25 protein-coding genes are annotated in these 23,390 nt (G+C 72.1%); 19 read left to right on the top strand and 6 right to left on the bottom strand.

The annotated features are described in order from the left end of the window. The first annotated feature begins 46 nt into the window (after positions 1 to 46). From QQM67_RS12035 to QQM67_RS12010, 6 genes are all read left to right on the top strand, one after another. On the top strand, positions 47 to 694 hold the full coding sequence (locus QQM67_RS12035; RefSeq protein WP_314173692.1) for a TetR family transcriptional regulator: 648 nt from the start codon (positions 47 to 49) through the stop codon (positions 692 to 694). Positions 695 to 852: 158 nt separating this feature from the next. Beyond that, positions 853 to 2,091 (top strand): MurT ligase domain-containing protein, encoded by a 1,239-nt coding sequence (locus QQM67_RS12030; RefSeq protein WP_314173691.1) that lies wholly within the window; start codon positions 853 to 855, stop codon positions 2,089 to 2,091. Positions 2,092 to 2,121: 30 nt separating this feature from the next. Continuing rightward, positions 2,122 to 2,850 (top strand): type 1 glutamine amidotransferase, encoded by a 729-nt coding sequence (locus QQM67_RS12025; protein WP_314173690.1) that lies wholly within the window; start codon positions 2,122 to 2,124, stop codon positions 2,848 to 2,850. Between the two features lie 149 nt (positions 2,851 to 2,999). After that, complete coding sequence (locus QQM67_RS12020; RefSeq protein ID WP_314173689.1) at positions 3,000 to 3,959, top strand: cytochrome c oxidase assembly protein; 960 nt, start codon at positions 3,000 to 3,002, stop codon at positions 3,957 to 3,959. A gap of 108 nt (positions 3,960 to 4,067) precedes the next feature. Next, a complete protein-coding gene (locus QQM67_RS12015) occupies positions 4,068 to 4,226 on the top strand; it encodes a hypothetical protein (protein ID WP_314173688.1) in 159 nt (52 codons plus the stop codon). Positions 4,227 to 4,312: 86 nt separating this feature from the next. Further along, positions 4,313 to 5,044: a lysophospholipid acyltransferase family protein gene (locus tag QQM67_RS12010; protein ID WP_314173687.1), complete on the top strand. Its 732-nt coding sequence runs from the start codon at positions 4,313 to 4,315 to the stop codon at positions 5,042 to 5,044. A gap of 157 nt (positions 5,045 to 5,201) precedes the next feature. On the opposite strand, the gene QQM67_RS12005 is transcribed toward QQM67_RS12010, so the two are convergent. After that, on the bottom strand, positions 5,202 to 6,854 hold the full coding sequence (locus QQM67_RS12005) for an alpha/beta hydrolase (RefSeq protein ID WP_314173686.1): 1,653 nt from the start codon (positions 6,852 to 6,854) through the stop codon (positions 5,202 to 5,204). Positions 6,855 to 7,117: 263 nt separating this feature from the next. Continuing rightward, positions 7,118 to 7,759 (bottom strand): TetR/AcrR family transcriptional regulator, encoded by a 642-nt coding sequence (locus QQM67_RS12000; protein ID WP_314173685.1) that lies wholly within the window; start codon positions 7,757 to 7,759, stop codon positions 7,118 to 7,120. A gap of 110 nt (positions 7,760 to 7,869) precedes the next feature. Between QQM67_RS12000 and QQM67_RS11995 the strand changes: the two genes are divergently transcribed. Continuing rightward, positions 7,870 to 8,919: an ABC transporter permease gene (locus QQM67_RS11995; RefSeq protein ID WP_314173684.1), complete on the top strand. Its 1,050-nt coding sequence runs from the start codon at positions 7,870 to 7,872 to the stop codon at positions 8,917 to 8,919. Positions 8,920 to 9,237: 318 nt separating this feature from the next. Next, positions 9,238 to 10,134: a M28 family metallopeptidase gene (locus tag QQM67_RS11990; RefSeq protein ID WP_314173683.1), complete on the top strand. Its 897-nt coding sequence runs from the start codon at positions 9,238 to 9,240 to the stop codon at positions 10,132 to 10,134. Between the two features lie 51 nt (positions 10,135 to 10,185). On the opposite strand, the gene QQM67_RS11985 is transcribed toward QQM67_RS11990, so the two are convergent. Next, positions 10,186 to 10,488, bottom strand: a complete 303-nt coding sequence (locus QQM67_RS11985; protein ID WP_314173682.1) for a type II toxin-antitoxin system Phd/YefM family antitoxin — start codon at positions 10,486 to 10,488, stop codon at positions 10,186 to 10,188. Positions 10,489 to 10,561: 73 nt separating this feature from the next. On the opposite strand from QQM67_RS11985, the gene QQM67_RS11980 reads away from it, so the two are divergent. Further along, positions 10,562 to 11,206 (top strand): ATP-dependent Clp protease proteolytic subunit, encoded by a 645-nt coding sequence (locus QQM67_RS11980; protein ID WP_314173681.1) that lies wholly within the window; start codon positions 10,562 to 10,564, stop codon positions 11,204 to 11,206. 7 nt (positions 11,207 to 11,213) lie between these two features. After that, positions 11,214 to 11,528: a hypothetical protein gene (locus tag QQM67_RS11975; protein ID WP_314173680.1), complete on the top strand. Its 315-nt coding sequence runs from the start codon at positions 11,214 to 11,216 to the stop codon at positions 11,526 to 11,528. Positions 11,529 to 11,597: 69 nt separating this feature from the next. On the opposite strand, the gene QQM67_RS11970 is transcribed toward QQM67_RS11975, so the two are convergent. After that, positions 11,598 to 12,845 carry an aminotransferase class I/II-fold pyridoxal phosphate-dependent enzyme gene (locus QQM67_RS11970; protein WP_399066293.1) on the bottom strand — a complete coding sequence of 416 codons (1,248 nt, stop codon included), beginning with the start codon at positions 12,843 to 12,845 and terminating at the stop codon, positions 11,598 to 11,600. Between the two features lie 227 nt (positions 12,846 to 13,072). Here QQM67_RS11970 and bioB point away from each other — a divergent pair, with 227 nt between their 5' ends. The 4 genes from bioB (at position 13,073) to QQM67_RS11950 (ending at position 16,998) form a co-directional block, all read left to right on the top strand. Then, complete coding sequence (bioB, locus tag QQM67_RS11965; protein ID WP_314173679.1) at positions 13,073 to 14,155, top strand: biotin synthase BioB; 1,083 nt, start codon at positions 13,073 to 13,075, stop codon at positions 14,153 to 14,155. Between the two features lie 13 nt (positions 14,156 to 14,168). Beyond that, entirely contained in the window at positions 14,169 to 15,515 is a 1,347-nt protein-coding gene (locus QQM67_RS11960) for an adenosylmethionine--8-amino-7-oxononanoate transaminase (RefSeq protein WP_314173785.1), read from the top strand. 3 nt (positions 15,516 to 15,518) lie between these two features. Beyond that, complete coding sequence (gene bioD / locus QQM67_RS11955) at positions 15,519 to 16,247, top strand: dethiobiotin synthase (protein ID WP_314173678.1); 729 nt, start codon at positions 15,519 to 15,521, stop codon at positions 16,245 to 16,247. A 73-nt stretch (positions 16,248 to 16,320) separates the two neighbouring features. Continuing rightward, positions 16,321 to 16,998, top strand: a complete 678-nt coding sequence (locus QQM67_RS11950; RefSeq protein WP_314173677.1) for a class I SAM-dependent methyltransferase — start codon at positions 16,321 to 16,323, stop codon at positions 16,996 to 16,998. A 57-nt stretch (positions 16,999 to 17,055) separates the two neighbouring features. Here QQM67_RS11950 and QQM67_RS11945 read toward each other — a convergent pair whose 3' ends face one another. Further along, complete coding sequence (locus QQM67_RS11945) at positions 17,056 to 17,427, bottom strand: fic family toxin-antitoxin system, toxin component (protein ID WP_314173676.1); 372 nt, start codon at positions 17,425 to 17,427, stop codon at positions 17,056 to 17,058. Continuing rightward, positions 17,424 to 17,669, bottom strand: coding sequence for a toxin-antitoxin system HicB family antitoxin (locus QQM67_RS11940; RefSeq protein WP_314173675.1), 246 nt, complete (start codon positions 17,667 to 17,669; stop codon positions 17,424 to 17,426). Before QQM67_RS11940 ends, QQM67_RS11945 begins: the two co-directional genes overlap by 4 nt. 165 nt (positions 17,670 to 17,834) lie before the next feature. Between QQM67_RS11940 and QQM67_RS11935 the strand changes: the two genes are divergently transcribed. The 5 genes from QQM67_RS11935 (at position 17,835) to purB (ending at position 23,358) form a co-directional block, all read left to right on the top strand. Further along, complete coding sequence (locus QQM67_RS11935) at positions 17,835 to 18,215, top strand: hypothetical protein (protein ID WP_314173674.1); 381 nt, start codon at positions 17,835 to 17,837, stop codon at positions 18,213 to 18,215. Between the two features lie 341 nt (positions 18,216 to 18,556). Next, complete coding sequence (locus QQM67_RS11930) at positions 18,557 to 19,906, top strand: hemolysin family protein (RefSeq protein ID WP_314173673.1); 1,350 nt, start codon at positions 18,557 to 18,559, stop codon at positions 19,904 to 19,906. Beyond that, the gene (locus QQM67_RS11925) at positions 19,903 to 20,931 is read left to right on the top strand and encodes a hemolysin family protein (RefSeq protein ID WP_314173672.1); all 1,029 of its coding nucleotides are present in this window, start codon (positions 19,903 to 19,905) and stop codon (positions 20,929 to 20,931) included. The genes QQM67_RS11930 and QQM67_RS11925 overlap by 4 nt, the downstream gene beginning before the upstream one ends. A gap of 45 nt (positions 20,932 to 20,976) precedes the next feature. Then, on the top strand, positions 20,977 to 21,894 hold the full coding sequence (locus QQM67_RS11920) for an SGNH/GDSL hydrolase family protein (protein WP_314173671.1): 918 nt from the start codon (positions 20,977 to 20,979) through the stop codon (positions 21,892 to 21,894). Positions 21,895 to 21,927: 33 nt separating this feature from the next. Next, on the top strand, positions 21,928 to 23,358 hold the full coding sequence (purB, locus tag QQM67_RS11915; RefSeq protein WP_314173670.1) for an adenylosuccinate lyase: 1,431 nt from the start codon (positions 21,928 to 21,930) through the stop codon (positions 23,356 to 23,358). Positions 23,359 to 23,390 lie beyond the last annotated feature (32 nt).

The raw sequence follows: 23,390 nt of genomic DNA, 5'->3' as shown, positions 1-23,390 counted from the left end.
TTACGTTTCGCAGGGGTAGCGATGATGAACCGGGTGGGGAGGCGCCATGGAGACCACACAGCCGGCCGAGCAGCGCAGCGGGGCGGAACGCCGCCGCAAGGAGCTGCTGGAGGCCGCGGACCGCGTGGTGCTCCGCGACGGCCCCGGCGCCTCGATGAACGCCATCGCCGCCGAGGCCGGAATCACCAAACCCATCCTCTACCGGCACTTCGGCGACAAGGACGGGCTCTACCGCGCGCTGGCCGTACGCCACACCGACGCCCTGCTCAGCGCTTTGCGCGCCGCACTCGACGCCCCCGCGGAGAGACGCCGGCGGGTCGAGGCCACCCTGGACACCTACCTCGCCGCCATCGAGGCCCGCCCGCAGGTCTACCGCTTCCTGATGCACCCCTCCGAGGCCGGCTCCGGCAGCGAGCGGGGCTTCGACGCCGGGCAGCACTCGGCCCCCCTGCTGCGCCGCCTGGGAGACGAGCTGGGAAAGGTCATCGAGGAACGGCTCGACCTCGGGCCCGGCGGCACCGAGACGGCACGCATCTGGGGACACGGCGTCGTCGGAATGGCGTACGCCGCCGGAGACTGGTGGCTGCGCGAACGCCCTTGCACGCGGGCCGAGTTGGTGACCCAGCTCGCCGACCTGCTGTGGGGCGGGCTGGCGATGGCCGAGGACCGTCCCGGCTCTCCCGGGCGACTCTGAGCGAAGGACGCCCCCGGCCCGTACGTCCTACGGCGTCCCGCTCCGTACGGACGGCGCCGCGGGCGCGTGCAGCGCGCGCCCGGCGGGTGAGGCGGTTCGGGCGCGGCGGCGGACCTCGGTAGGCTGCTCCCTACCGAGGGGCAAGGAGGAGCAGGACGATGGCAGGCAACCAGGAGCCGCTGTCTCCGCGGGCCAAGCTGGCCGTGACGGCGGGGAAGGCCGCGGCGGCGGTATCGCGGGCGGCGGGTCGCGGCAGCGGATCGGTGATCGGCGGCAGGGTCGCGCTCAGACTCGATCCCGACCTGCTGGCTTCCCTGGCCCATCACCTGGATGTGGTCCTGGTCTCCGCGACCAACGGCAAGACCACCACCACCCGCCTGATCGCCGAGGCGCTGCGCGCCAACGGCGGCGTCGTCTCCAACGCGCTCGGCGCGAACATGCCCGCCGGGATCACCTCGGCGCTGGCGGGCGGATCGGACGCGCGGTACGGCGTGATCGAGGTGGACGAGAAGTACCTCGACGCTGTCGCACGCGATGTGACGCCCAAGGCGATCGCCCTGCTGAACCTCTCCCGCGACCAGCTCGACCGCGCCGCCGAGACCCGCATGCTCGCCGAGCGCTGGCGCGAGGGCCTCTCCGGCACCAAGGCCGTCGTCGTCGCCAACGCGGACGACCCCCTCGTCGTCTGGGCCGCCTCCTCCGCGCCGAACGTGGTGTGGGTGGCCGCGGGCCAGGAGTGGAAGGACGACGCCTGGTCCTGCCCCGCGTGCGGCGGCGTGATGCAGCGGCCGGACGACGACTGGTTCTGCGGCGAGTGCGGTTTCCGCCGCCCCACGCCGAGTTGGGCGCTCTCCGGCGACGAGGTGCTGGACCCGCACGGCTCGGCCTGGCCGATCAAGCTTCAGCTGCCCGGGCGCGCCAACAAGGCCAACGCCACCACGTCCGCGGCCGTCGCCGCGGCGTTCGGCGTTCCTCCGCAGACGGCGCTGGAGCGGATGCACTCGGTGACCGCCGTCGCCGGCCGCTACGACGTCGTGGACTACCGGGGTCGCGAGGTGCGCCTGCTCCTGGCGAAGAACCCCGCGGGCTGGCTGGAGACCTTCTCCCTCATCGACGCCCCGCCCGCCCCCGTCATCCTCTCCGTCAACGCCCGCGGTGCCGACGGCACCGACACCTCGTGGCTGTGGGACGTGGACTACTCCCGTCTCGCCGGCCACCCGATCTGCGTGATCGGCGACCGCAAGCTGGACCTGGCCGTGCGTCTGGAGGTCGCCGGCGTCGACTTCCAGGTCTGCGAGAGCCCGGCGGAGGCGGTCTCGGCGTGCCCGCCCGGACGCATCGAGGCGATCGCGAACTACACGGCGTTCCAGGATCTGCGCCGCGTCGTCGGCAACTGAACCCATCGACCCGCTCAAGGAGTTGGCAGCATGAGTGACACGGGCCTGCGGGTGGTGTGGGTCTACCCCGACCTGCTCAGTACGTACGGCGACCAGGGCAACGCCCTGGTGGTGGAGCGGCGCGCGCAGCAGCGCGGGCTGAAGGTGCAGCGCACCGACATCCGCTCCGACCAGCACGTGCCCACCTCGGGGGACATCTACCTGATCGGGGGCGGCGAGGACCGGCCGCAGCGGCTCGCCGCCGAGCGGCTGCTGCGCGACGGCGGCCTCAAGCGCGCCGTCGACAACGGCGCCATCATCTTCTCCGTCTGCGCCGGCTACCAGATCATCGGCCGGGAGTTCGTCAACGACCTCGGCGAACCGCAGGAGGGCCTCGGCCTGCTGGACGTGGTCAGCACCCGCGGCGAGGCCGATCGCTGCGTCGGGGACGTACTGGCCGACATCGACCCGGAGTTGGGCCTGCCGGAGCTGACGGGCTTCGAGAACCACCAGGGGGTCACCCGCGTCGGGCCCGGAGCGAAACCGCTGGCGCGCGTGCGGCTGGGCAAGGGCAACGGCACAGGCGACGGCACCGAGGGAGCGTGGAACGACACCGTGTTCGGTACGTACATGCACGGCCCGGTTCTCGCGCGCAATCCGCAGATCGCGGACCACCTCATCAAGCTCGCGCTGGATGTGAACGCGCTGCCCTCGGTCGACGACCGCTGGTATGAGGCGCTGCGCAAGGAGCGCATCTCCGCGGCGCTGCAACCCGCCTGACCGCGGCCGCGCTTCTCCCCCGTCCCGCCGAGATCGCGGGGCGGGGGTTTCGCATTCTGAGGGCCCGCGAACCGGGGTCCCCCCGCCTCCGCCGATACGGAGGGGAATACGCTTGTCGGGCAGAACGCCCATGTCAGGAGAGAGCGCGGATGGACCACGGCGGGCACGGCGGCCACGGCATGACGATGGATCTGCCGCCGTTCACACTCGGCCGCGGCCTGGAGTTCACCGGTGAGCCGTTCTTCCTGGTGGGGTGCCTTCTCGCGCTGGCGTTGTACGCGGCTGCCGTCGTGCGGCTGCGCAGGCGCGGCGACTCGTGGCCGGTGCCGCGGACCGTCGCGTGGGTGCTCGGGGTGCTCAGTGTCGGCGTGACGATGTGCACGGCTCTCAACGAGTACGGCATGGTGCTCTTCAGCGTCCACATGGTGCAGCACATGATCATCAGCATGCTCGCGCCGATCCTGCTGCTGCTCGGGGCGCCGGTGACGCTGACGCTGCGTGCGCTCCCCTCGGCGGGCCGCGGCCGCAAGGGCCCCCGGGAGGTGCTGGTGGCGGTGCTGCACAGCCGCGTACTGCGCGTCCTCACGCACCCCGGCTTCACGATCCCGCTGTTCATCGCGAGCCTTTACGCGCTGTACTTCACGCCGGTCTTCGACTTCCTGATGCGGTCGACGGCAGGCCACCTCGCGATGATGGTGCACTTCCTGCTGGTGGGGCTCGTCTTCTTCTGGCCGATCATGGGCGTCGATCCTGGCCCGCACCGGCCCGGTTATCTGATGCGGATGCTGGAGCTGTTCGCGGGGATGCCCTTCCACGCGTTCTTCGGCATCGCGCTGATGATGGCCTCGGAGCCGATGATCGCCACGTACGCGCACCCGTCGGCGTCGCTGCGCGTCACGGCGCTGTCGGACCAGACGATGGCGGGCGGCATCGCCTGGGCGTTCAGCGAGATCCCGTCGGTGCTGGTGCTTCTCGCGCTGGTCTTCCAGTGGCACCGCTCGGAGGAGCGCGAGGCGCGGCGCCGGGACAGGATGGCCGACCGCGACGGCGACAAGGAGCTGGCCGCGTACAACGCCTATCTGGCCTCACTCCACGCCCGTCAGCGCTGACCTCCGGGCAGTGGCGCCACCGCGCCCTCGCGAGTGACGATGGGGGCAGACCCGGTCCTTTTGTACGGGAATCCCCGTCACCGGCCGGGCCCGGGAGGAGGTGCCGACATGCCTGGCTCCGCGAAGGCTCTGACCATCGGCACGGTGACGGCGCTGGTGGTCGTGACGGCCTACACGGTGACCATGGGCGCCAGCGGGTGGCTCTGGTTCGCATGGGTCGTGCTGGGTCTGGCCACGCTGGGGGCGGTCTCCTCGCGGCGGAACTGATGCCGTCTCCGGTGGGCCCCCTCCCCCACCGGCACGCAGCGGGCTACCCTGCGATCTCACCGGAACGCATGGGGGAAGGCCGTAGCGTGTTCTACAACTTGTTCAAGTACGTATTGCTGGGGCCCCTGTTGCGCCTGTACTTCCGTCCGCGGATCGAGGGGCTGGAGAACATTCCGGACGACGGGGCGGCCATCGTGGCCGGCAACCATCTCTCCGTATCGGACCACTTCCTGATGCCCGCCATCCTGCGGCGGCGCATCACGTTCCTCGCCAAGTCCGAGTACTTCACGGGGCCCGGTCTGAAGGGGCGCCTCACGGCGGCGTTCTTCCGCAGCGTGGGCCAGATCCCGGTGGACCGCTCGGGCAAGGGCGCCGGACAGGCCGCCATCGACGAGGGCCTGGGCGTCCTGCGCAAGGGCGAGTTGCTCGGCATCTACCCGGAGGGCACGAGGTCCCACGACGGGCGGCTGTACAAGGGGAGGGTCGGCGTCGCGTCGATGGCGCTCCAGGCGGGGGTGAAGGTGATCCCGTGCGCGATGCTCGGCACGTTCGAACTCCAGCCGCCGGGGCGGAAGATGCCCCGCTTCGGCCGCGTGACCATCCGCTTCGGGCAGCCGCTGGACTTCTCGCGGTACGCGGGAATGGAGGGCGAGCGCACGGCGCTGCGAGCGATCACGGACGAGATCATCCACGAGATCCTTCAGCTGTCCGGCCAGGAGTACGTCGACATGTACGCACCCGAGGCGAAGGCCTTGCAGGAGCAGGAGCGCCAACAGGAACGCGCCCGAGGGCGCAGCGAGGAGCGCAAGAAGAGCTGAGCCCGGGCCGGACCCGGTTCCGGGCGCGAAGGCCCGGGCCGGCGGCAGCCGCAGACCGCCCCGTACGACCGTGCCGTTGCCGTACAACCGCCGACGGGCGGGGGCCGGACGAACCTCCGTCCGGCCCCCGCCCGTCGGGCGCTTGCGGCTCCCCGGGTCAGCGCGGTGCGTGCAGCCGGGCCGCGCTGGCCTTGGTCTCCGGCTGCGTCAGGCCGGAGACGATCTGCGGCACCGGCGTGGAGTGCGGAGCGCAGGTCACGTCCTTCGTCCCCGCGTCGCCCTCCAGGAGGTACGTCTCGACGCGCTTGTTGATGCAGGGGTTCCGGACGTTGGTGATGCCGTGCGAGCCCGCGTCCCGCTCGGTGATCAGACGCGATCCCTTGAGGCGCTTGTGCACCTCCAGGGCGCCGCCGTACGGGGTCGCGGCGTCCCGCTCGGACTGCGTGATCAGCACGGGCGGCAGCCCCTTGTCCGCGCCGACCTCGACCGGCTGCTGCTGCTTGACCGGCCAGGTCGCGCAGGGCAGGTTCAGCCACGCGTTGGACCAGGTGAGGAACGGGTACTTCTTGTGCAGCCGGGTGTTGTCCCGGTCCCATTTCTCCCAGCTGGTGGGCCACTTGGCGTCGGTGCACTCGACGGCCGTGTAGACGGCGTTGCCGTTCTCCGCGGCCTTGTTGCCGGCCTTGTCGGACATGTCGGGGCCGGCCGCCTTGACGAGCGGCTTCTCGTCACCCTTGACGTAGTCGGACCAGGCCTTGGCGACCTGGGCCCAAGTCTGGTCGTAGTACGGGGCGTTCTGGAAGAACGCGAGCAGCTCGGCCGGTCCGACGACACCGCCGATGGGCTTCTTCTTCGCCTCGGCCCGCAGCTTCTTCCACTGGTCGTCGACCTTCGCGGCGGTGTCGCCGATGCCGTAGGTGTCGTCGTGCTCGGCGACCCACTTCGTCCAGTCCTCCCAGCGCGTCTGGAAGGCGACGTCCTGGTCGAGGTTGTTCTTGTACCAGATCTGGTCGCGTGAGGGATTGACGACGCTGTCCACGATCATCCGGCGCACGTGCGTGGGGAAGAGCGTGCTGTAGACGGAGCCGATGTACGTCCCGTAGGAGACCCCGAGGTAGTTCAGCTTCTTGTCGCCGAGTGCGGCGCGGATGACGTCCAGGTCGCGAGCCGTGTTCGGTGTCGTCATGTGCGGAAGGAGGTCGCCGCTGCGCTCCTTGCAGCCGTCGGCGTACTCCGCGGCCAGCTTGCGCTGGGCGCTCTTGTCCGCCTCGTCGTCGGGCACCGGGTCCGGCTTCGGCGCCTTCACGAACTCCTGGGGATCCATGCAGGAGATGGGCGAGGAGTGGCCGACGCCGCGGGGGTCGAAGCCGACGAAGTCGTAGGCCCTGGCCGTCTTCATCCACAGCGGGTTGTCGTCGGTGACGCGCGTGGGGAAGGACATGCCGGAGCCGCCGGGTCCGCCGGGGTTGTAGACCAGCGAGCCCTGGCGGTCCTTCTCTCCGCCGGTGCTCTTGGCGCGGTCGACCGCGATCTTGATGGTCCGTCCGCTGGGATCGGCGTAGTCGACGGGGACGGTGACGAATCCGCACTGGATGGGCTTCTCGATGCCCCAGTCCTTGGGACAGTCCTTCCAGTCCACGCCCTCCTTGGCGGCGCGGGCCGCCGCGGCCTGCACGCCGCGGGCCTCCGCTCCCCCGCCGGGCCGGGCCTGGCCGCGGTGGCCGTCCGCGAACGCCGAGGGGGCGGCGATGAGACCGGCTGTGAGCGCCGCCGCTCCGACGGCGGCGATGCTTGCGTTGCGTATCTTCACGTGGGGTGTTCCCCCTTGGGGTGGCTGGCCGCTGGAGGCAGACAGTGATCGACGATCACAGTCACCGACGATCCTTCCGGTCCACAGCGCGCACGGGACAGGGCGCGTTGGCGATCTTTACCAAGTCGTGAATCTACCGGGGCGGGAGGGCGAACGCCTCACCAGCGGGGCCATCCGTGGCATCGCCGCACGTCGCGCGCGTTCCGTCCTCGGCCGTGCCGGGTGCCTCACGCCCCTTGTGGCGACGGGGTGTTGGGGCCGCGTCACTCCGCCGGATGCTCCCCACCGCGCATCTCGGGCACGGTCATGGTGACCAGCGCCCGCAGGCCCTCCTGGAATCCGTCCGGATCCATGCCGCCGAAGAGCGCCTGCTGCACGAAGTAGCCCTGGACCGTGCCGATGAGAGTGCGCGCCACATGGTCGGGATCGGCCTCGCGGTCCACCCAGCCGCGCGCCTGGTACTCCTCGATGAGCTCCACCCACTGCCCGCTCAGCGCCTGGTAGCCGTCGGCCAGCACCCGTGCCAGGTCCGGGTTGCGCAGCGTCTCGCCCCACACCTGCATCAGCAGCTGCGGCAGTGCCCGCTGGTCGTCGGAGTCCCCGAGCGACTTGCGCAGCCGCGAGAGTACGGACGCGAAGAGCACGTCCGGAGTGGGCGGGGGGTCGGCGGCGGCGACGGCCGCGTACGACTCGCGGACGCTCTCCAGCGTCTCGGCGGCGACGGCGGCGACGATCTCGTCCTTGCTGCGGAAGTAGCGGTAGACCGCCCCGGCGGACAGGCCCGCCTCCCTGAGCACGTCCTGCATCGACGTGGCATGGAAGCCGTTGCTCGTGAAGCAGCGGCGGGCGCCGTCGAGGATCTGCCGTCTTCGAGCGTCGAGGTGCTCCTGGGATACCCGGGCCATGGTGAAACAGTAAAACGAACGTTCATTCTTGACAACCGCGAGGCGAAGAGGGACGGTGTGTGCGCACTTAAAACGAACGATCCTTCTCTTTAGATCAGGAGGGCCGCCGCATGTCCGGTTCCTCGCCCCAGCGCCCGCCCCGTCCGCGCTTCCGCGCGCTCGTCGCCGTCCTTCTCCTCGCCCCGTTGGTCGTCGGCCTCGCCTTGTGGGCCTTCGCATGGCCCGCGGCACGGACGGCACCCCGCGACCTGCCCGTCGGCGTCGCGGGTTCGCCCGCCGCCGTCGCGGCCGTCGAGCAGAAACTCAGCGCCGACGAGGACGCCTTCGAGGTCCACCGGTACGGCGACGAAGCCGCCGCCCGCGACGCCATCGAGCGGCGGGAGATCTACGGAGCGGTCGTCGCGACCCCGAAGGGGCCCCGCGCGCTGACGGCGAGCGCCGCGAGCCCGGTGGTCGCCCAGGCTCTCCAGCAGATGGCAAGCGGGCACCCCCCGTCCGGCACGGCGCCTGGCACGGCTCCCGGCGCCGCATCCGGGGCAGCCGACGTGGTGCCCGCCCCCAAGGCGGATCCGCGTGGTGCCGCGCTGAGTTCGAGCGTGCTGCCGATGGCGATCGGCGGGGTGGCGGCGGGCGCGATGGTCGTCACGCTCGGGCTGCGCGGCACCCGTGCCTTCGCCGGGCTGCTGGGCGCGGCGGCACTCGTCGGCGCCGTCGCGGCCGGGATCACGCACAGCTGGCTGGACGTGCTCACCGGCGACTGGTGGGCGGAGTCCGCCTCGTTCGGACTGATCTCCCTCGCGGTGAGCGCGGGTGTGGCCGGTCTCGGCACGCTCCTGGGACCGGCGGGCATCGGATTGGGGGCGATGACCATGGTGCTGTTCGGCAATCCGTTCTCGGGTGTCACCTCCGCGCCGGAGATGCTGCCCCGGCCTCTCGGGGAGGTCGGCCAGTGGCTCCCGCCGGGCGCCGGCGGAACGCTGCTGCGCTCCGTCGGCTTCTTCGACGGGCAGGCCGTCGACTCGCCCGTGCTGGTGCTCACCGTGTGGGCCGTGGCCGGGCTCACGCTCGTGACGATCGGCGGACTGCGGCGGCAGTCCCGCCCCGCGGCCGAGGAGGAGACGCCGGTACGGGCTCAGCCGGCCGGGGTGCCCGCGGCCTGAACCGCCGGGCCTTCGGCCCCGAGTACGGGCCGTACGCCGCCTGTTGGAGGGACGGGCGGCGTACGGCTCCTCGCATGTGCGTACGTCCGCACGTCGGGCTGCGGTACGGCGTCGCGTGCGTCTCGGGCCCCGCCGCGACTCTCCGTATGCCGCAACCCCCCGTCCGGTAAACGCTCTTGACGCCGCACCTGCCCCCGGATGATTCTCATGTGGACGCACGACCCAGCAGTAACTTCGAATCCCCCCACAAGCATCGGAGTACCTGTGTTCCGCAAAGAGAAGCGTCGTATTCTCCTGGTCGCCTCCGCGAGTACCGCGTTGGCGGCCTCTCTTCTCGGGGCCGGTGCAGCTCAGGCGGTCAAGCCCGAGCGCGCAGCCGCACCCGACATCAACGTGGACAGCGTCCAGAAGGACCTGAAGGAGCTTCAGTCGATCGCCGAGGAGAACGGAGGCAACCGCGCCCACGGCGAGCCCGGCTTCAAGGCGTCCATCGACTTCATCAAGAAGAAGCTGGACGGCGCCGGATTCAAGACCAAGGTCCAGGAGTTCGACCAGGGCGGCAAGACCGGTTACAACCTCATCGCCGACTGGGACAAGGGCGGCTCCGCCGACGACACGGTGATGGTCGGCTCCCACCTCGACTCGGTCGGCGACGGCCCCGGCATCAACGACAACGGCTCGGGCTCGGCCGGCGTGCTGGAGGTCGCACTCGCCGTCGCCGAGGCCAAGTTGGAGCCCGGCAAGCATCTGCGCTTCGCGTGGTGGGGTGCCGAGGAGGAAGGCCTGGTCGGCTCGCAGAAATACGTCGACAGCCTCTCCCAGGACGAGGTCAAGAAGATCGGCACGTACCTCAACTTCGACATGATCGCCTCGCCGAACGCGGGCTACTTCGTCTATGACGACGACGAGGCCGTGGCGAAGGTCTTCAAGGACTGGTTCAAGTCGAAGGACGTCACGACCGGGACGTCCCCCGAGGTCAACGGGCGAAGCGACCACGCCTCGTTCAAGGACGCCGGAGTCACCGTCGGCGGCACCTTCACCGGCGCCGGCGAGACGATGACCGAGGAGCAGGCCAAGCAGTGGGACGGCAAGGCGGGCGAGCCGTACGACAGTTGCTACCACTCGGAGTGCGACGACATCTCGAACATCAACGAGAAGGCGCTCGACCTGAACAGCGACGCCATGGCCAACGCGGTGTGGGAGCTGAGCTCCTGACCCCGGAGGCCGTCCCTCCGAACTGAGCCGCGGCGGGACCGCCCGCCCCGGTCAACTCCCCCGGCCCGGCCGCCTGTTACCGGCGGCCGGGTCGCGGTGTTCCGCGGCGATGCCGAAGCGCTGACGTTCGCCTTGAGCGGACGAGACATCGCGCACGGAGGAGACCGTACTGATCACGCCCTCCTCCGCGGCGCCGTTCAGCTCCTCCAGTCTCTCCAGGTCAGCAGCCGATACGAGCGCGACCAGCGGCTTGCCGTGGCGGGTGACCACGACGCGTTCGCCGCCGTAGACCACGCGGTTGATGAGGTCGGCGAGAGCCGCGCGTGCTTGCGTCACCGGAATCTCGTACGTCATGCTCCCAGCATAACGTCATGTACGTCCTGTACATTTTTGACGTAGGGACCCCTACCGAGGGAGAGGTGGCGTGATGCCAGACCGGCCGTCAGCCCGCTACGTACTGCCGGAGCTGACCGAGCGCACCAGCGGCGGCGTCCGCACGCTCGATCCGTACTCCAAGCTCCTGGACGAGCGGATCATCTTCCTCGGCACACCGATCGACGACACCGCCGCGAACGACGTCATGGCCCAGCTCATCCATCTGGAGGGCGCGGCTCCCGAGCGGGACATCTCGCTCTACATCAACTCCCCCGGGGGCTCGTTCACGGCGATGTCCGCGGTCTACGACACGATGCGGTACGTCAGCTGCGACATCGAGACCGTGTGCCTGGGGCAGGCGGCCTCCTCCGCGTCGGTGCTGCTGGCCGCCGGAACTCCCGGTAAGCGGCTGGCACTTCCGGGTGCGCGCATCGTCATCCATCAGCCCGCGTTCGCGGAGCCCGTGCAGGGGCAGGCCGACGACCTGGCGATCCAGGCGAGCGAACTGCTGCGCACGCGGAAGCTGCTGGAGGAGATGTACGCGCGGCACACGGGGCAGTCCCTGGAGACCGTCCGCGCCGATCTGGAGCGGGAGAAGATCTTCGACGCCGAGAGCGCCGTGGCGTACGGACTGGTCGACCGGCTCACGGCCGGCCGCAAGGCCGACGGCGCCGGCCGCCCCCGCACTCAGGGGTGAGGCTGACGTGCTGCCACCCGAACTGCCGCCGCTGCCCGCGCTCACGCGCGCCGAGGGCCAGGTCGTCGACGCGTATCTGGAGGTGCTCGACGTGCTGGGGCGCATCAACCCGGCGCGGGGCGACCGTACTTACAGCGGAGTGCGGGCGGCACAGGCGCTGGTGGTCAAGGCGACCGCGCTGCGCGACGCGCTGACGCTCATGCACGAGCGGGGCGAGAGCGAGCTGCACAGCGCGACGCTGGCGACGGCGCTGCGGGTGCTGGACGGCGAGCGGCGCGCCTCGCACGTGCTGCTTCCGCCGGCCGGGCCGCGGACGGGGTGAGGCCCGGACCGGCCGAACAGGCCGCAGTCGCACGAGGGTTGTCATGGGTGCGGGAGGCGCACCGCCCGTTCAGCGCGCGCCGGGCGGTGCGCTCCGCACGACCGTACGGGCCGCCGACTCCAGTTGCGCGTCGCTCAGATCGGCCCGCGCCGTCAGACGCAGCCGGGAGACCCCGTCCGGCACCGACGGCGGGCGGAAGCAGCCCACTTGGACTCCGGCGGCACGGCAGTCCGCGGCCCAGCGCACGGCGTCCTCGGGCGTGGGCGCGCGTACGGAGATGACCGCCGCGTCGGGGCGGCCCGCGTGCAGCCCGCCCGCGCTCAGCCGCTCGTACAGGGTGGCGGCGGCGCGACGCACCCGCACGGCGCGCTCCGGCTCACGCCGCAGGATCCGCAGCGCGGCGAGCGCCGCCCCGGCCGCCGCGGGAGCGAGCCCCGTATCGAAGATGAACGTGCGGGCGGTGTCGACGAGATGGCCGATGACGTGAGCCGGTCCGAGCACCGCGCCGCCCTGGCTGCCGAGGGACTTGGAAAGGGTGACGGTCGCGACCGTGCCCGCGGAACCTGCGAGACCGGCGGCGTGCACGGCTCCCCGGCCGCCGTCGCCGACCACTCCGAAGCCATGGGCGTCGTCGACGACGAGCGCCGCGCCGTGCGAGCGGCAGATCGCGGCGAGGGCGGACAGCGGTGCCGCGTCGCCGTCGACGGAGAAGACGGAGTCGGTGACGGCCAGCGCCCGGCCGTCGTGGCCGTCCAGCACCTTGCGAACGGCGTCGGGGTCGGCGTGCGGGACGACGGCGGTCTCCGCCCGCGAGAGGCGGCAGCCGTCGATGAGGGACGCGTGGTTGCCGGCGTCGGAGACGAGGAGGCTGCCGCGCGCGGTGAGAGCGGTGAGGGCGGCGAGGTTCGCCGCGTAGCCCGAGGAGAAGACGAGCGCCGCCTCGAAGCCGCAGAACGCGGCGATCTCCGCCTCGAGTTCGGCGTGCAGGGCAGTGGAGCCGGTGACGAGGCGCGAGCCCGTCGAGCCCGCGCCCCATTGGCGGGCGGATCCGGCGGCGGCCTCCGTGACCTCAGGGTGGCGGGCCAGCCCGAGGTAGTCGTTGCCCGCGAGGTCCAGCACGACGGAGCCGGCCGGGCGGGGCCGCAACTCGCGCACCAGCCCGGCCCGTTCCCGCGCGGCCCGGGCCTCGCCGGTCCAGGCGAACGGGTCGGCGTACGCGTCGCGGGGCGGCACGGGCGGCCCAGGCGGCGCAGGCTCCCCGGAGGCACCGGACGCGCCTGACGAGCCGGTGGCGGGGGCTTCTGGCTCATCGGGCATGGCGGTGTCCTCCTCGGATTCCGTCCGGTCCGCGGCGGGCGGCGACCGGACGGCACCGGGGTCCCGGAACGCGCATCCGGAACTCCGGCACGTGCTTTTGTCGGCAGTCCATAGACCGTAATCCCTGCCCGGGCGGCCTGTGATGTGGCGATACACACACCCTCCGCGGGCGGTGTTGTGCGTTCTCTCCTTGGCCTTGAGCGGGGAAATCGGCAAGGATCGCCGTCATGGACCTGCTGAACACACTGGTGGACAAGGGCCTGCGACGCGAACTTCCGGAACGCGACGAGGCCCGCGCCGTTTTGGAGACCTCCGACGACGAACTGCTCGATGTCGTGGCCGCCGCGGGGAAGGTGCGGCGCCACTGGTTCGGCCGGAGGGTGAAGCTCAACTATCTCGTCAACCTCAAGTCGGGCCTGTGCCCTGAGGATTGCTCGTACTGTTCGCAGCGGCTCGGTTCGAAGGCCGAGATTCTCAAGTACACGTGGCTGAAGCCGGACGAGGCCGCCTCGGCCGCCGAGGCCGGCCTCAAGGGCGGTGCGAAGCGGGTCTGTCTGGTGGCAAGCGGACGCGGGCCGACCGACCGCGACATCGACCGTGTCTCGCAGACGATCTCCGCCATCAAGGACCAGCACGAGAGCGTCGAGGTCTGTGCGTGCCTCGGGCTGCTGTCCGAGGGCCAGGCGGCGCGGCTCCAGGAGGCCGGGGCCGACGCGTACAACCACAACCTCAACACGTCCGAGGCGACGTACGCCGACATCTGCACGACGCACGACTTCTCCGACCGGCAGGAGACGGTGCGCCAGGCGCAGGGCGCCGGCCTGTCGGCCTGTTCCGGGCTGATCGCGGGCATGGGCGAGAGCGACGAGGACCTGGTGGACGTGGTGTTCGCGCTGCGCGAGCTGGACCCGGACTCGGTGCCGGTCAACTTCCTCATCCCGTTCGAGGGGACGCCGCTCGCGGACGAGTGGAACCTGACGCCGCAGCGCGCGCTGCGGATTCTCGCGATGGTGCGCTTCGTGCATCCCGACGCCGAGGTGCGGCTCGCGGCCGGACGCGAGGTGCACCTGCGCTCGATGCAGCCGCTCGCGCTGCACCTGGCCAACTCCATCTTCCTCGGCGACTACCTCACCAGCGAGGGGCAGGCAGGCCAGGCGGACCTCGACATGATCGCGGACGCCGGGTTCGTGGTCGAGGGCACCGACACCACCACCCTGCCCGAGCACCGCGAAGGCGCCGGGAACCGCGCCGGGGACCTGGTCGCCGTGCGCCGGCGCGGAGCCGGCACCGCGCTGCCCCCCAATGCCTGAGACCGGATCGCCCATGGCCCGCACCGCCGCCGCTGCCGCCCTCGCCGAGGGAGCCGCCGAACACCCGCTGAGCGCGGGCGAGTTGCTCGACCTGGACCGGCGGCACGTATGGCATCCGTACGGGCCCATGCCCGGCCGCAGCGCGCCGCTGGTCGTCGAGTCGGCGGCCGGGGTGCGGCTGCGTCTGGCCGAGGAGTTCTGCGGGCACCGGGAGCTCGTGGACGGGATGTCCTCGTGGTGGTCGGCCGTGCACGGCTACAACCACCCGGTGCTCAACAAGGCCGCCCGCTCCCAGCTGGAGCGGATGAGCCATGTGATGTTCGGCGGGCTGACGCACGAGCCTGCGGTGCGGCTCGCGAAGCGCCTCGTGGAGATCACCCCGCAGGGTCTGGAGCACGTCTTCCTCGCGGACTCCGGATCGGTCTCGGTCGAGGTCGCGGTCAAGATGTGCCTCCAGTACTGGCGTTCGCGGGGGCGGGGTGCCAAGCGCCGGCTGATGACGTGGCGCGGCGGATACCACGGCGACACGTGGCAGCCGATGTCGGTGTGCGATCCGGAGGGCGGCATGCACGAGTTGTGGTCGGGCGTGCTGCCGCGGCAGGTCTTCGCGGACGCGCCGCCCGGCGGTTTCGACACCGCCCCGGACGAGAGTTACGTACGTCATCTGCACGAGACGGTCGCCGCGCACGCCGGCGAACTGGCCGCGGTGATCGTGGAGCCCGTGGTGCAGGGAGCGGGCGGCATGCGCTTCCACTCCCCCGCGTACGTACGGGCGCTGCGCGAGGCGTGCGACGAGCACGGCGTACTGCTGGTCCTCGACGAGATCGCCACCGGATTCGGCCGCACGGGAGCCCTGTTCGCGGCGGAGCACGCCGGGGTCACACCGGATGTGATGTGCGTGGGCAAGGCGCTCACGGGCGGCTACCTCACGCTCGCGGCGGCCCTGTGCACGCCGCACGTCGCCGAAGGGATCTCGCAGGGCGAGGTGCCGGTCCTGGCGCACGGCCCGACGTTCATGGGCAATCCGCTGGCCGTCGCCGTCGCGGACGCCTCGATCGGGCTGCTGCTCTCCGGGGGCTGGGAGGACGACGTGCGCCGCATCGAGGACGGGCTGCGCAGGGGGCTGGCCGGTGCCACGGAGTCGCCGGGCGTGACGGACGCCCGGGTGCTGGGCGCGATCGGCGTGCTCCAGCTGGACCACGAGGTCGACGTCGCCGCGGCGACGCGGGCGGCGGCGCGCCACGGCGTGTGGCTGCGTCCGTTCCGCGACATGGTCTACGCGATGCCTCCGTACGTCACGGGCGACGAGGACGTGGCGGCGATCTGCGCGGCGATGCGCGCCGCGGCGGCGGAGGGCTGAGGCATGCGGGGAATCACCGTCGTCACCGGGACGGGCACGGAGGTCGGCAAGACCGTCGCCACGGCGGCGATGGCCGCGGCGGCTCTGGAGCGGGGGCTGTCGGTGGCGGTGCTCAAGCCCGCGCAGACGGGTCTGGCCCCCGGCGAGCCAGGAGACGTCCAGCACGTGCGGCATCTCGCGGGCGGGGAGGTCACCGTCGCCGAACTCGCCCGCTATCCCGAGCCGTTGGCGCCCGCGACGGCCGCACGGCGGGCCGGTCTTCCGTACGTCGGGCCGGTCCAGATCGCCGGGGAGGCGCGGCGGCTCTCGGAACGGCACGACGTCGTCCTCATCGAGGGAGCGGGCGGGCTGCTCGTGCGGTACGACGAGGCGGGCGCGACGCTCGCCGACACGGCGCGGCTGCTGGAGGCCGGGGTGGTCGTGGTCGCCGCCGCCGGTCTGGGCACCCTCAACGCCACGGCGCTGACGACGGAGGCGCTTCGCTCCCGCGGCCTGCGCACCCACGGGGTGGTGATCGGCAGCTTCCCCGCGGAGCCCGACCTGGCGACGCGCTGCAACATGGACGACCTGCCGGAGGCCGCCGGCGCCCGGCTGCTCGGCGTGCTGCCCGCCGGGGCGGGCGGCATGGCACCCGCCGACTTCCGTGCGGCGGCGCCGAGTTGGCTCGACCCCGCACTGTGCGGCAGCCACGAGGGACGCTGGGCCTCTCCCGCCCACCTCCTCCTCCCCTGACCGCCGGACGGGCAGAATCGGAGGCATCCTGCCGCGCAACCCGGCGCGGCAGGCGTCGACGGAGGAGACGGCCATGCCCGCACGGAACGAGGAGTCGCCAGGCAGGACCTCTGTCCGTCACCCGTTGTTCGCGCGCTTCTACGAGCGGCTGAGCGAATCGGCCGACGCGCGGGCCGGGGTGCGGGCGCACCGGCAGGAGCTGCTGGCCGGGCTCACCGGCCGCGTCATCGAGATCGGGGCGGGCAACGGCCTCAACTTCGCGCGCTACCCCGAGGGCGTCTCGGGGGTCACGGCCGTAGAACCCGAGCCGCGTCTGCGCGCATCGGCCGTCGAGGCGTCCCGCAGCGACCGCGTACGGGTGCCGGTGCATGTGGTGGCGGGCACGGCGCAGGCACTGCCCGCGGAGGACGAGTCGTACGACGCGGCGGTCTGCTCGCTGGTGCTGTGCTCGCTGCCGGATGTCTCCCTGGCTCTGGGCGAGGTGCGGCGGGTGCTGCGGCCGGGCGGGGAGCTGCGCTTCTACGAGCACGGCCGCGCCGAGGGGCGGCCCGGCATGCGGCGGTTCCAGCGCGCTGCGGACGCCACGGTGTGGCCGCTGCTCTTCGGGGGCTGCCACACGTACCGCGACCCGGTCGGGGAGATCGAGGCCGCGGGCTTCACCGATCTGTCGTTCCGGCGGCTGCGCGTGCCGGAGGACGGGCCGGCGCTGCCGGCCTCGTTCCACGTGCTGGGCAGTGCGCGCCGGCCCTGAACGCCCGGATTCCGCGGGCCGGTCGGGAAAGTGCCCCGGCTGGCAGGGGGCGCCGTGTCAGCGCGTCCAGCCGCGCAGTTCGAGGGCGATGTCGCGCACGCCCGCGGAGCCGTCCTTGACCAGCCAGGCCAGGTCGCGGATCTTCTCCGGCGAGGTGCTGACCGACAGGCCGCTCGCGACGAGGTAGCCGTAGGCGACGGCGGACGCGAAGAGGGCATTGCCGCGCTCCAGCGCCGGGACGTGGAGCAGCAGTTGCAGCAGCGCGGCGGCGCGGTCGTGCGGTTCCGCGTAGACGGGTCGCTCGAATATGGTCGCTTCGTGCCTGCTCACGGCCGCGACGAGGGCACCGTAGTCGGTGACCCGGGGGTCGCCCGGGGCCTTCGCCTCCGCCACCATCAAAAGCCAGGCGAGGTCGATGCGGAGAGTCACGTACGCGGAAGGCCCTCGCTCTCGCGCCGGCCGGGTTCGGGGAATTCCTCCGCGAAGACGGACTCATAGCTCTTCATGAAGTCCGACGCCGCTTCAACGAACGTCTGGCCCGCCTCGCCCGCGTCCCGCTCGACGAGCTCCTCGATGTAGCGGTTCATGCTCACCCCCCGCTCCAGGGCGCGCTCGCGCGCGGTCTGTGCGGTCGCCTCGTCCACGCGGACGTTCAGCTGAGTCTTCGACACGCCTCCACGCTAGCACCGATCCGCTAGCAACGGCCAGGGCGCCTGCGCGGAGGCCTCGGCGGCCGGGCCACCGGCCGGTGTCAGTGCCCGGCTCTAGTGTTCTGGGCCTCGGGGAAGCTGCGGGGCCGATCCGCCGGACAGGCGGGAGGCAGAGGGGGAAGAGGCGTGCACTGGGCGGGATGGATCGTGGTGGCGCTCGTCGCGGTCACGGGCGGGTGGATGCTCTTCGACGGGCTGCACGCCCTGATCGCGGGCGACTTCGTGACGCCGGGCAGCGGCGCGCACGCCGGGCGGTTGGGCCCGTGGGCGCAGCTGGTCTCGGGCGCCGGGCTGGAGCCGCGGTCGCTGCTGGTCAAGTGGCTCTTCGTCGGCTATGCCGCGGCGTATCTCATATCGGCCGCCGCCTTCGCGGCCGGGACGGCGGGGGCATGGTGGGCGATGACCGTCCTCGCCGTGCTCGGGCTGTGGTATCTCCCCGTCGGGACGGTCGCGAACCTCGCGGTGCTGGCGCTCCTGCTCACGCCGTCGCTGCGGATACGCGGCTGACGGACCGCGCGGCCGCACCGGCTGCCATACCGGAGCCCGAGGCGCGTGGATCCTCCGGGCGGGCGCCTGGTCCGGGCGCATATTGGCGCCGTTCCCGGGGAACTCGCCGCCGCACTGTCCGGCTACGATGAACGACCGACGTCACTGCACCGGCTCACCCCAGTGACGCCCGCGCCGCCGCGCTCAGCGGGGGCGGCCCTGACCGAAAGGTGTGAGAGTCCGCCCATGGGCGACCCTCCCAACAGCACACAGCACCAGCGGCACCGCGTGCCCGCCACCGACAGCGCCCCGCCGCTCTCCGCGTCCCGCCCGGCCTTCCCGTCGGCAGTGGAGGCGGCACCGTGACCGAGGTGCTCTTCCTCGTCGTCGCACTTCTGCTCGCCGTGGCCTGCGGTGCCTTCGTCGCCGCCGAGTTCTCGCTGACGACGGTCGAGCGCGCCGATCTGGAGCGCGCCGTGCAGCGCGGCGAGCGGGGTGCGCACAGCGCCATGGCGGCCGTCCGGTCGCTGACCTTCCAGTTGTCCGGGGCTCAGCTCGGGATCACGGTCACCAACCTCGTCGTCGGCATGCTCGCCGAGCCGTCGATCGCCAAGCTGATCGCGGGCCCGCTCCGGGCGGCCGGTGTGCCGTCCTCGGCCGCGCCCTCGGCCGCGCTCGTCCTCGGCACCGCCCTGTCCACGCTCGTCCTCATGGTGATCGGCGAGCTGGTGCCGAAGAACTGGGCGATCTCCCGTCCGCTGCCCATCGCCAAGGCGGTCGCCACACCGCAGCGCGTCTTCTCCGCGGTCTTCCGCCCCCTGATCCGGCACCTGAACAACACGGCCAACCGGATCGTGCACATGATGGGGCTCGAACCCACCGAGGAGCTGGCCTCGGCCCGCTCACCGCGCGAACTGGCCGCGCTCGCACGCCACTCGGCGAAGGAGGGCGCGCTGGAGCCGGACACCGCCGACCTGTTCGTCAGGACCCTGCACCTGGCGGAGCTGACCGCGGAGAACGTGATGACGCCGCGAGTGCAGGTCACGTCGCTGGACGTACGGGCCAACGCCGAGGACGTCGCCAACGCGACCCGCGCCACGGGCCTGTCCCGCTTCCCGGTGGTGCGCGGCGGGCTCGACACCGTCGTCGGGATCGTACGGATCAAGGACGTGCTGGCGGTGTCCGCCGACGAGCGTCCCCGCTATCCGGTGACGGAGCTGATGACGGAGCCGCTGCTCGTGCCGGAGTCGCTCACCGTCGACCGGCTGCTGGACCGCATGCCCGGCGGCGAGCGCAGCATCGCCGTCGTCATCGACGAGTACGGGGGCACGGCGGGCGTTGTCACCCTCGAGGACATCATCGAGGAGGTCGTCGGCGAGGTCCGCGACGAGCACGACCCCCAGGAGCCCCCGGACCTGGCCCCCGCGGGCCACGATCCGGACGGGCGGCGGGTGTTCGACGCCGACGGCGCCACCCGCACCGACCATCTGGAGGCCATCGGCATGCGCGCCCCGGAGGGTCCGTACGAGACGCTCGCCGGGCTCGTCGCCACCGAGCTGGGGCGGATCCCCGAGCGCGGCGACGCCCTCGATGTCGCCGGCTGGCACATCGAGGTCGTGGACGCGCACGGGCGCCGGGCCGCCCGCGCGCAGCTGACCGCTCCGCCGGAGCCCGACGACGAGGACGAGACAGGCGCGGAGGAGGAGCGATGACCGCGGTACAGCTGTTCATCGGCCTGCTGACGCTCGTCGCCAACGCCTTCTTCGTGGGAGCCGAGTTCGCCCTGATCTCGGTGCGCCGGGCGCAGATCGAGCCGCGCGCGGAGGCGGGCGACCGCCGGGCGCGCAGCGTCATCTGGGGCCTGGAGAACGTCTCGGCGCTGCTGGCCGCCGCGCAGCTGGGCATCACGCTGTGCACGCTGGTGCTCGGTGTCGTCGCGGAGCCCGCGATCGAGCATCTCCTGGAGCCGCTCTTCCACTTGATGGGGGTCGGCGACGGGCTCGCACGGATCATCTCCTTCGTCATCGCGCTGGCGGCGGCCACGTACGCGCACATGCTGCTGGGCGAGATGGTGCCGAAGAACGTCGCGCTCGCGGGTCCGGAGCGCGCGGCTCTGCTGCTGGGGCCCTCTCTCGTCGCCCTGTCGCGAGCGCTGCGGCCGGTGATCTTCACGGTCAACGCGTTCGCCAACAGCCTGCTGAAGCTGCTGCGGGTCGAGCCGAAGGGCGCGGTCGAATCGACGTTCTCGGACGACGAACTGGCGCAGATGGTGGCCGACTCCAGCGAGGCGGGACTGCTGGACGAGCGCTCCACGGAGCGGCTGCGCGACGCGCTGGAGCTCGGGCGCCGTCCGGTCGGCAGGATCGCGAAGCCGACCGAGAACGTCGTCGCCGCGCGCCTCGGGGTGACCCCGGAGGAGCTGGAGCAGCTGTCGGCCAGCTCGGGCTTCTCCCGCTTCCCCGTCGTCGACAGCAAGGGCCGCGCGCTCGGCTATCTCCACGTCAAGGACGCGCTGGACGCCCTCCCCCGCGACGCCGCCTTCCCGGCGACGGCGATGCGCCCGATCGCGCGCGTCCGCGCGTCGATGCCGCTCGACGACGTGCTGGGAGCGATGCGCTCCAGCAGCACGCATCTCGCGGCGGTGATGGGAGAGGACGGACGCACTTCGGGTGTGGTCACGATGGAGGACGTGCTGCGCGAACTGGTGCGCCGCAGGCCGGAGGACGTACCGCAGTGAGAGCGGTGAACGGCCGCTCAGCGCAGGCGGATACGATGGCCTGCCGTGACCAGCACGCAGGACTCTCCCAGGCCCAACGATTCCACGGGACCCGCCGCGACCCCCGTCCGGAGCTTCGTCGCTCTCGGGGACTCCTTCACGGAAGGCATGTCGGACCGGCTGCCGGACGGCAGCTACCGAGGCTGGGCCGATCTGCTCGCCGCGCGCCTCGCGGCCCGTGCCGCCGAGGCTCCCGGGCGCGCTCAGACGTCCGGGACCGGCAAGGCACCCGAGGGCGGCGAGACGCCCGACGACGCCGGGAGCACCGAGGACGGACGGGCCTTCCGGTACGCGAATCTCGCCGTGCGCGGCAAGCTCATAGGGCAGATCGCCGCGGACCAGGTCGACGCCGCGGCGGCCATGGACGCCGATCTGGTCACGCTGGTGGGCGGCCTCAACGACACCCTGCGTCCGCGGTGCGACATGGCCAGGGTGTGCGGCGTACTGGAGGAGTGCGTCGAGAAGCTCGCTCCGCGCTGCGGCCGGCTGGTGCTGATGCGCAGCCCGGGCCGCGAGGGCCCCGTACTGGAGCGCTACCGCGCGCGCATGGAGCAGCTGTTCGCGTTCATCGACGAGCTGGCGGAGCGGCACGGCGCGACCGTCGTGGACCTCTACACCGGTGCGCCGCTCGCCGATCCGCGGCTGTGGGCCGACGACCGGCTGCATCTGAGCGCCGAGGGCCACCGCCGGGTCGCGGAGGCGGTGTGGCAGCGGCTCGGCTACCCCGCCCTCTCGGACTGGCGTACGCCGCTGCCGCCCTCCCCCGCGCCGTCGTGGCTGGCGCGGCGGCGTTCCGATCTGCGCTTCACGCGCGAGCACTTGGTGCCCTGGATAGGCCGGCGGCTGACGGGCCGCTCCAGCGGCGACGGCCGCGCCCCCAAGCGCCCGGAGCTGACGGCGCTGGCCTGCGAGGACACCCCGTAGGAGGCCGGGCGCTACCCCGTAGAATCGGGCGGTGTGACTGACAAGCCGCGCATCCCCGACGTACTGGCCTCCCGCTACGCCTCCGCCCCCCTGGCCCGGCTGTGGTCCCCGGAAGAGAAGGTGGTGCTGGAGCGGCGGCTGTGGCTCGCGGTGCTGCGGGCCCAGCGCGATCTGGGCGTCGACGTGCCGGAGACGGCGGTCGCCGACTACGAGCGCGTGCTCCACGACGTCGATCTGGCGTCCATCGCGGAGCGGGAGCGGGTCACCCGGCACGATGTGAAGGCCCGCATCGAGGAGTTCAACGCACTGGCGGGGCACGAGCACGTGCACAAGGGCATGACCTCCCGGGATCTGACGGAGAACGTCGAGCAGCTCCAGATCCGGCGCTCCCTGGAGCTGGCCCGCGACCGCTGCGTGGCGTTGCTCGCGCGGCTGGGACGGCTGGCCGGCGAGCACGCCGAGACCGTCCTCACCGGGCGGTCGCACAACGTCGCCGCGCAGGCCACCACCCTCGGCAAGCGCTTCGCGACGGCTGCCGACGAACTCCTCGCCGCGTACGGGCGGTTGACGGACCTGCTCGCGCGCTACCCGCTGCGCGGCATCAAGGGCCCGGTCGGCACCTCGCAGGACATGCTGGACCTGCTGGACGGCGACGAGGGCAAGCTGGCCGAGCTGGAGCGCAGGGTCGCCTCGCACCTCGGGTTCGCGCACGCGCTCACCTCCGTCGGGCAGGTCTATCCGCGCTCGCTCGACTTCGAGGCCGTCTCGGCGCTCGTGCAGCTCGCCGCCGCGCCGTCGTCGCTGGCGAAGACGATCCGGCTGATGGCCGGGCAGGAGCTGGTCACGGAGGGCTTCAAGGAGGGCCAGGTCGGCTCGTCGGCGATGCCGCACAAGATGAACACCCGCTCGTGCGAGCGCGTCAACGGGCTGATGGTCGTGCTGCGCGGCTATGCGTCGATGACGGGCGAACTGGCCGGCGACCAGTGGAACGAGGGCGACGTGTCCTGTTCCGTCGTGCGGCGCGTGGCCCTGCCGGACGCCTTCTTCGCCTTCGACGGGCTGATGGAGACGATCCTGACGGTCCTGGAGGAGTTCGGCGCCTTCCCCGCCGTCGTGGAGCGCGAGCTGGACCGCTATCTCCCCTTCCTCGCCACGACGAAGGTGCTGATGGCGTCCGTACGTGCGGGGGTCGGCCGGGAAAGCGCACACGAGGTCATCAAGGAGCACGCCGTGGCCTCGGCGCTGGCGCTGCGCGCGGGCGCCGAACGCAACGAGCTGCTGGACCGGCTGGCCGGGGACGAGCGGATCCCGCTGCGGCGCGAGGAGTTGGCGGCCCTCATGGACGACCGCCTCGCCTTCACCGGCGCCGCCGCCGGTCAGACCGCCGCGGTGATCGCCCGCATCGAGGAGATCACGAAGGAGCACCCCGAGGCCGCGGCCTACGCGCCGGGGGCGATCCTCTGACCGGCGATCCCACGACGCCGCGCGCTCCCCGC

The organism is Streptomyces winkii (assembly GCF_032248595.1).
Lineage (GTDB): Bacteria > Actinomycetota > Actinomycetes > Streptomycetales > Streptomycetaceae > Streptomyces > Streptomyces winkii.
This window is presented reverse-complemented; position numbering and strand designations above follow the sequence as displayed.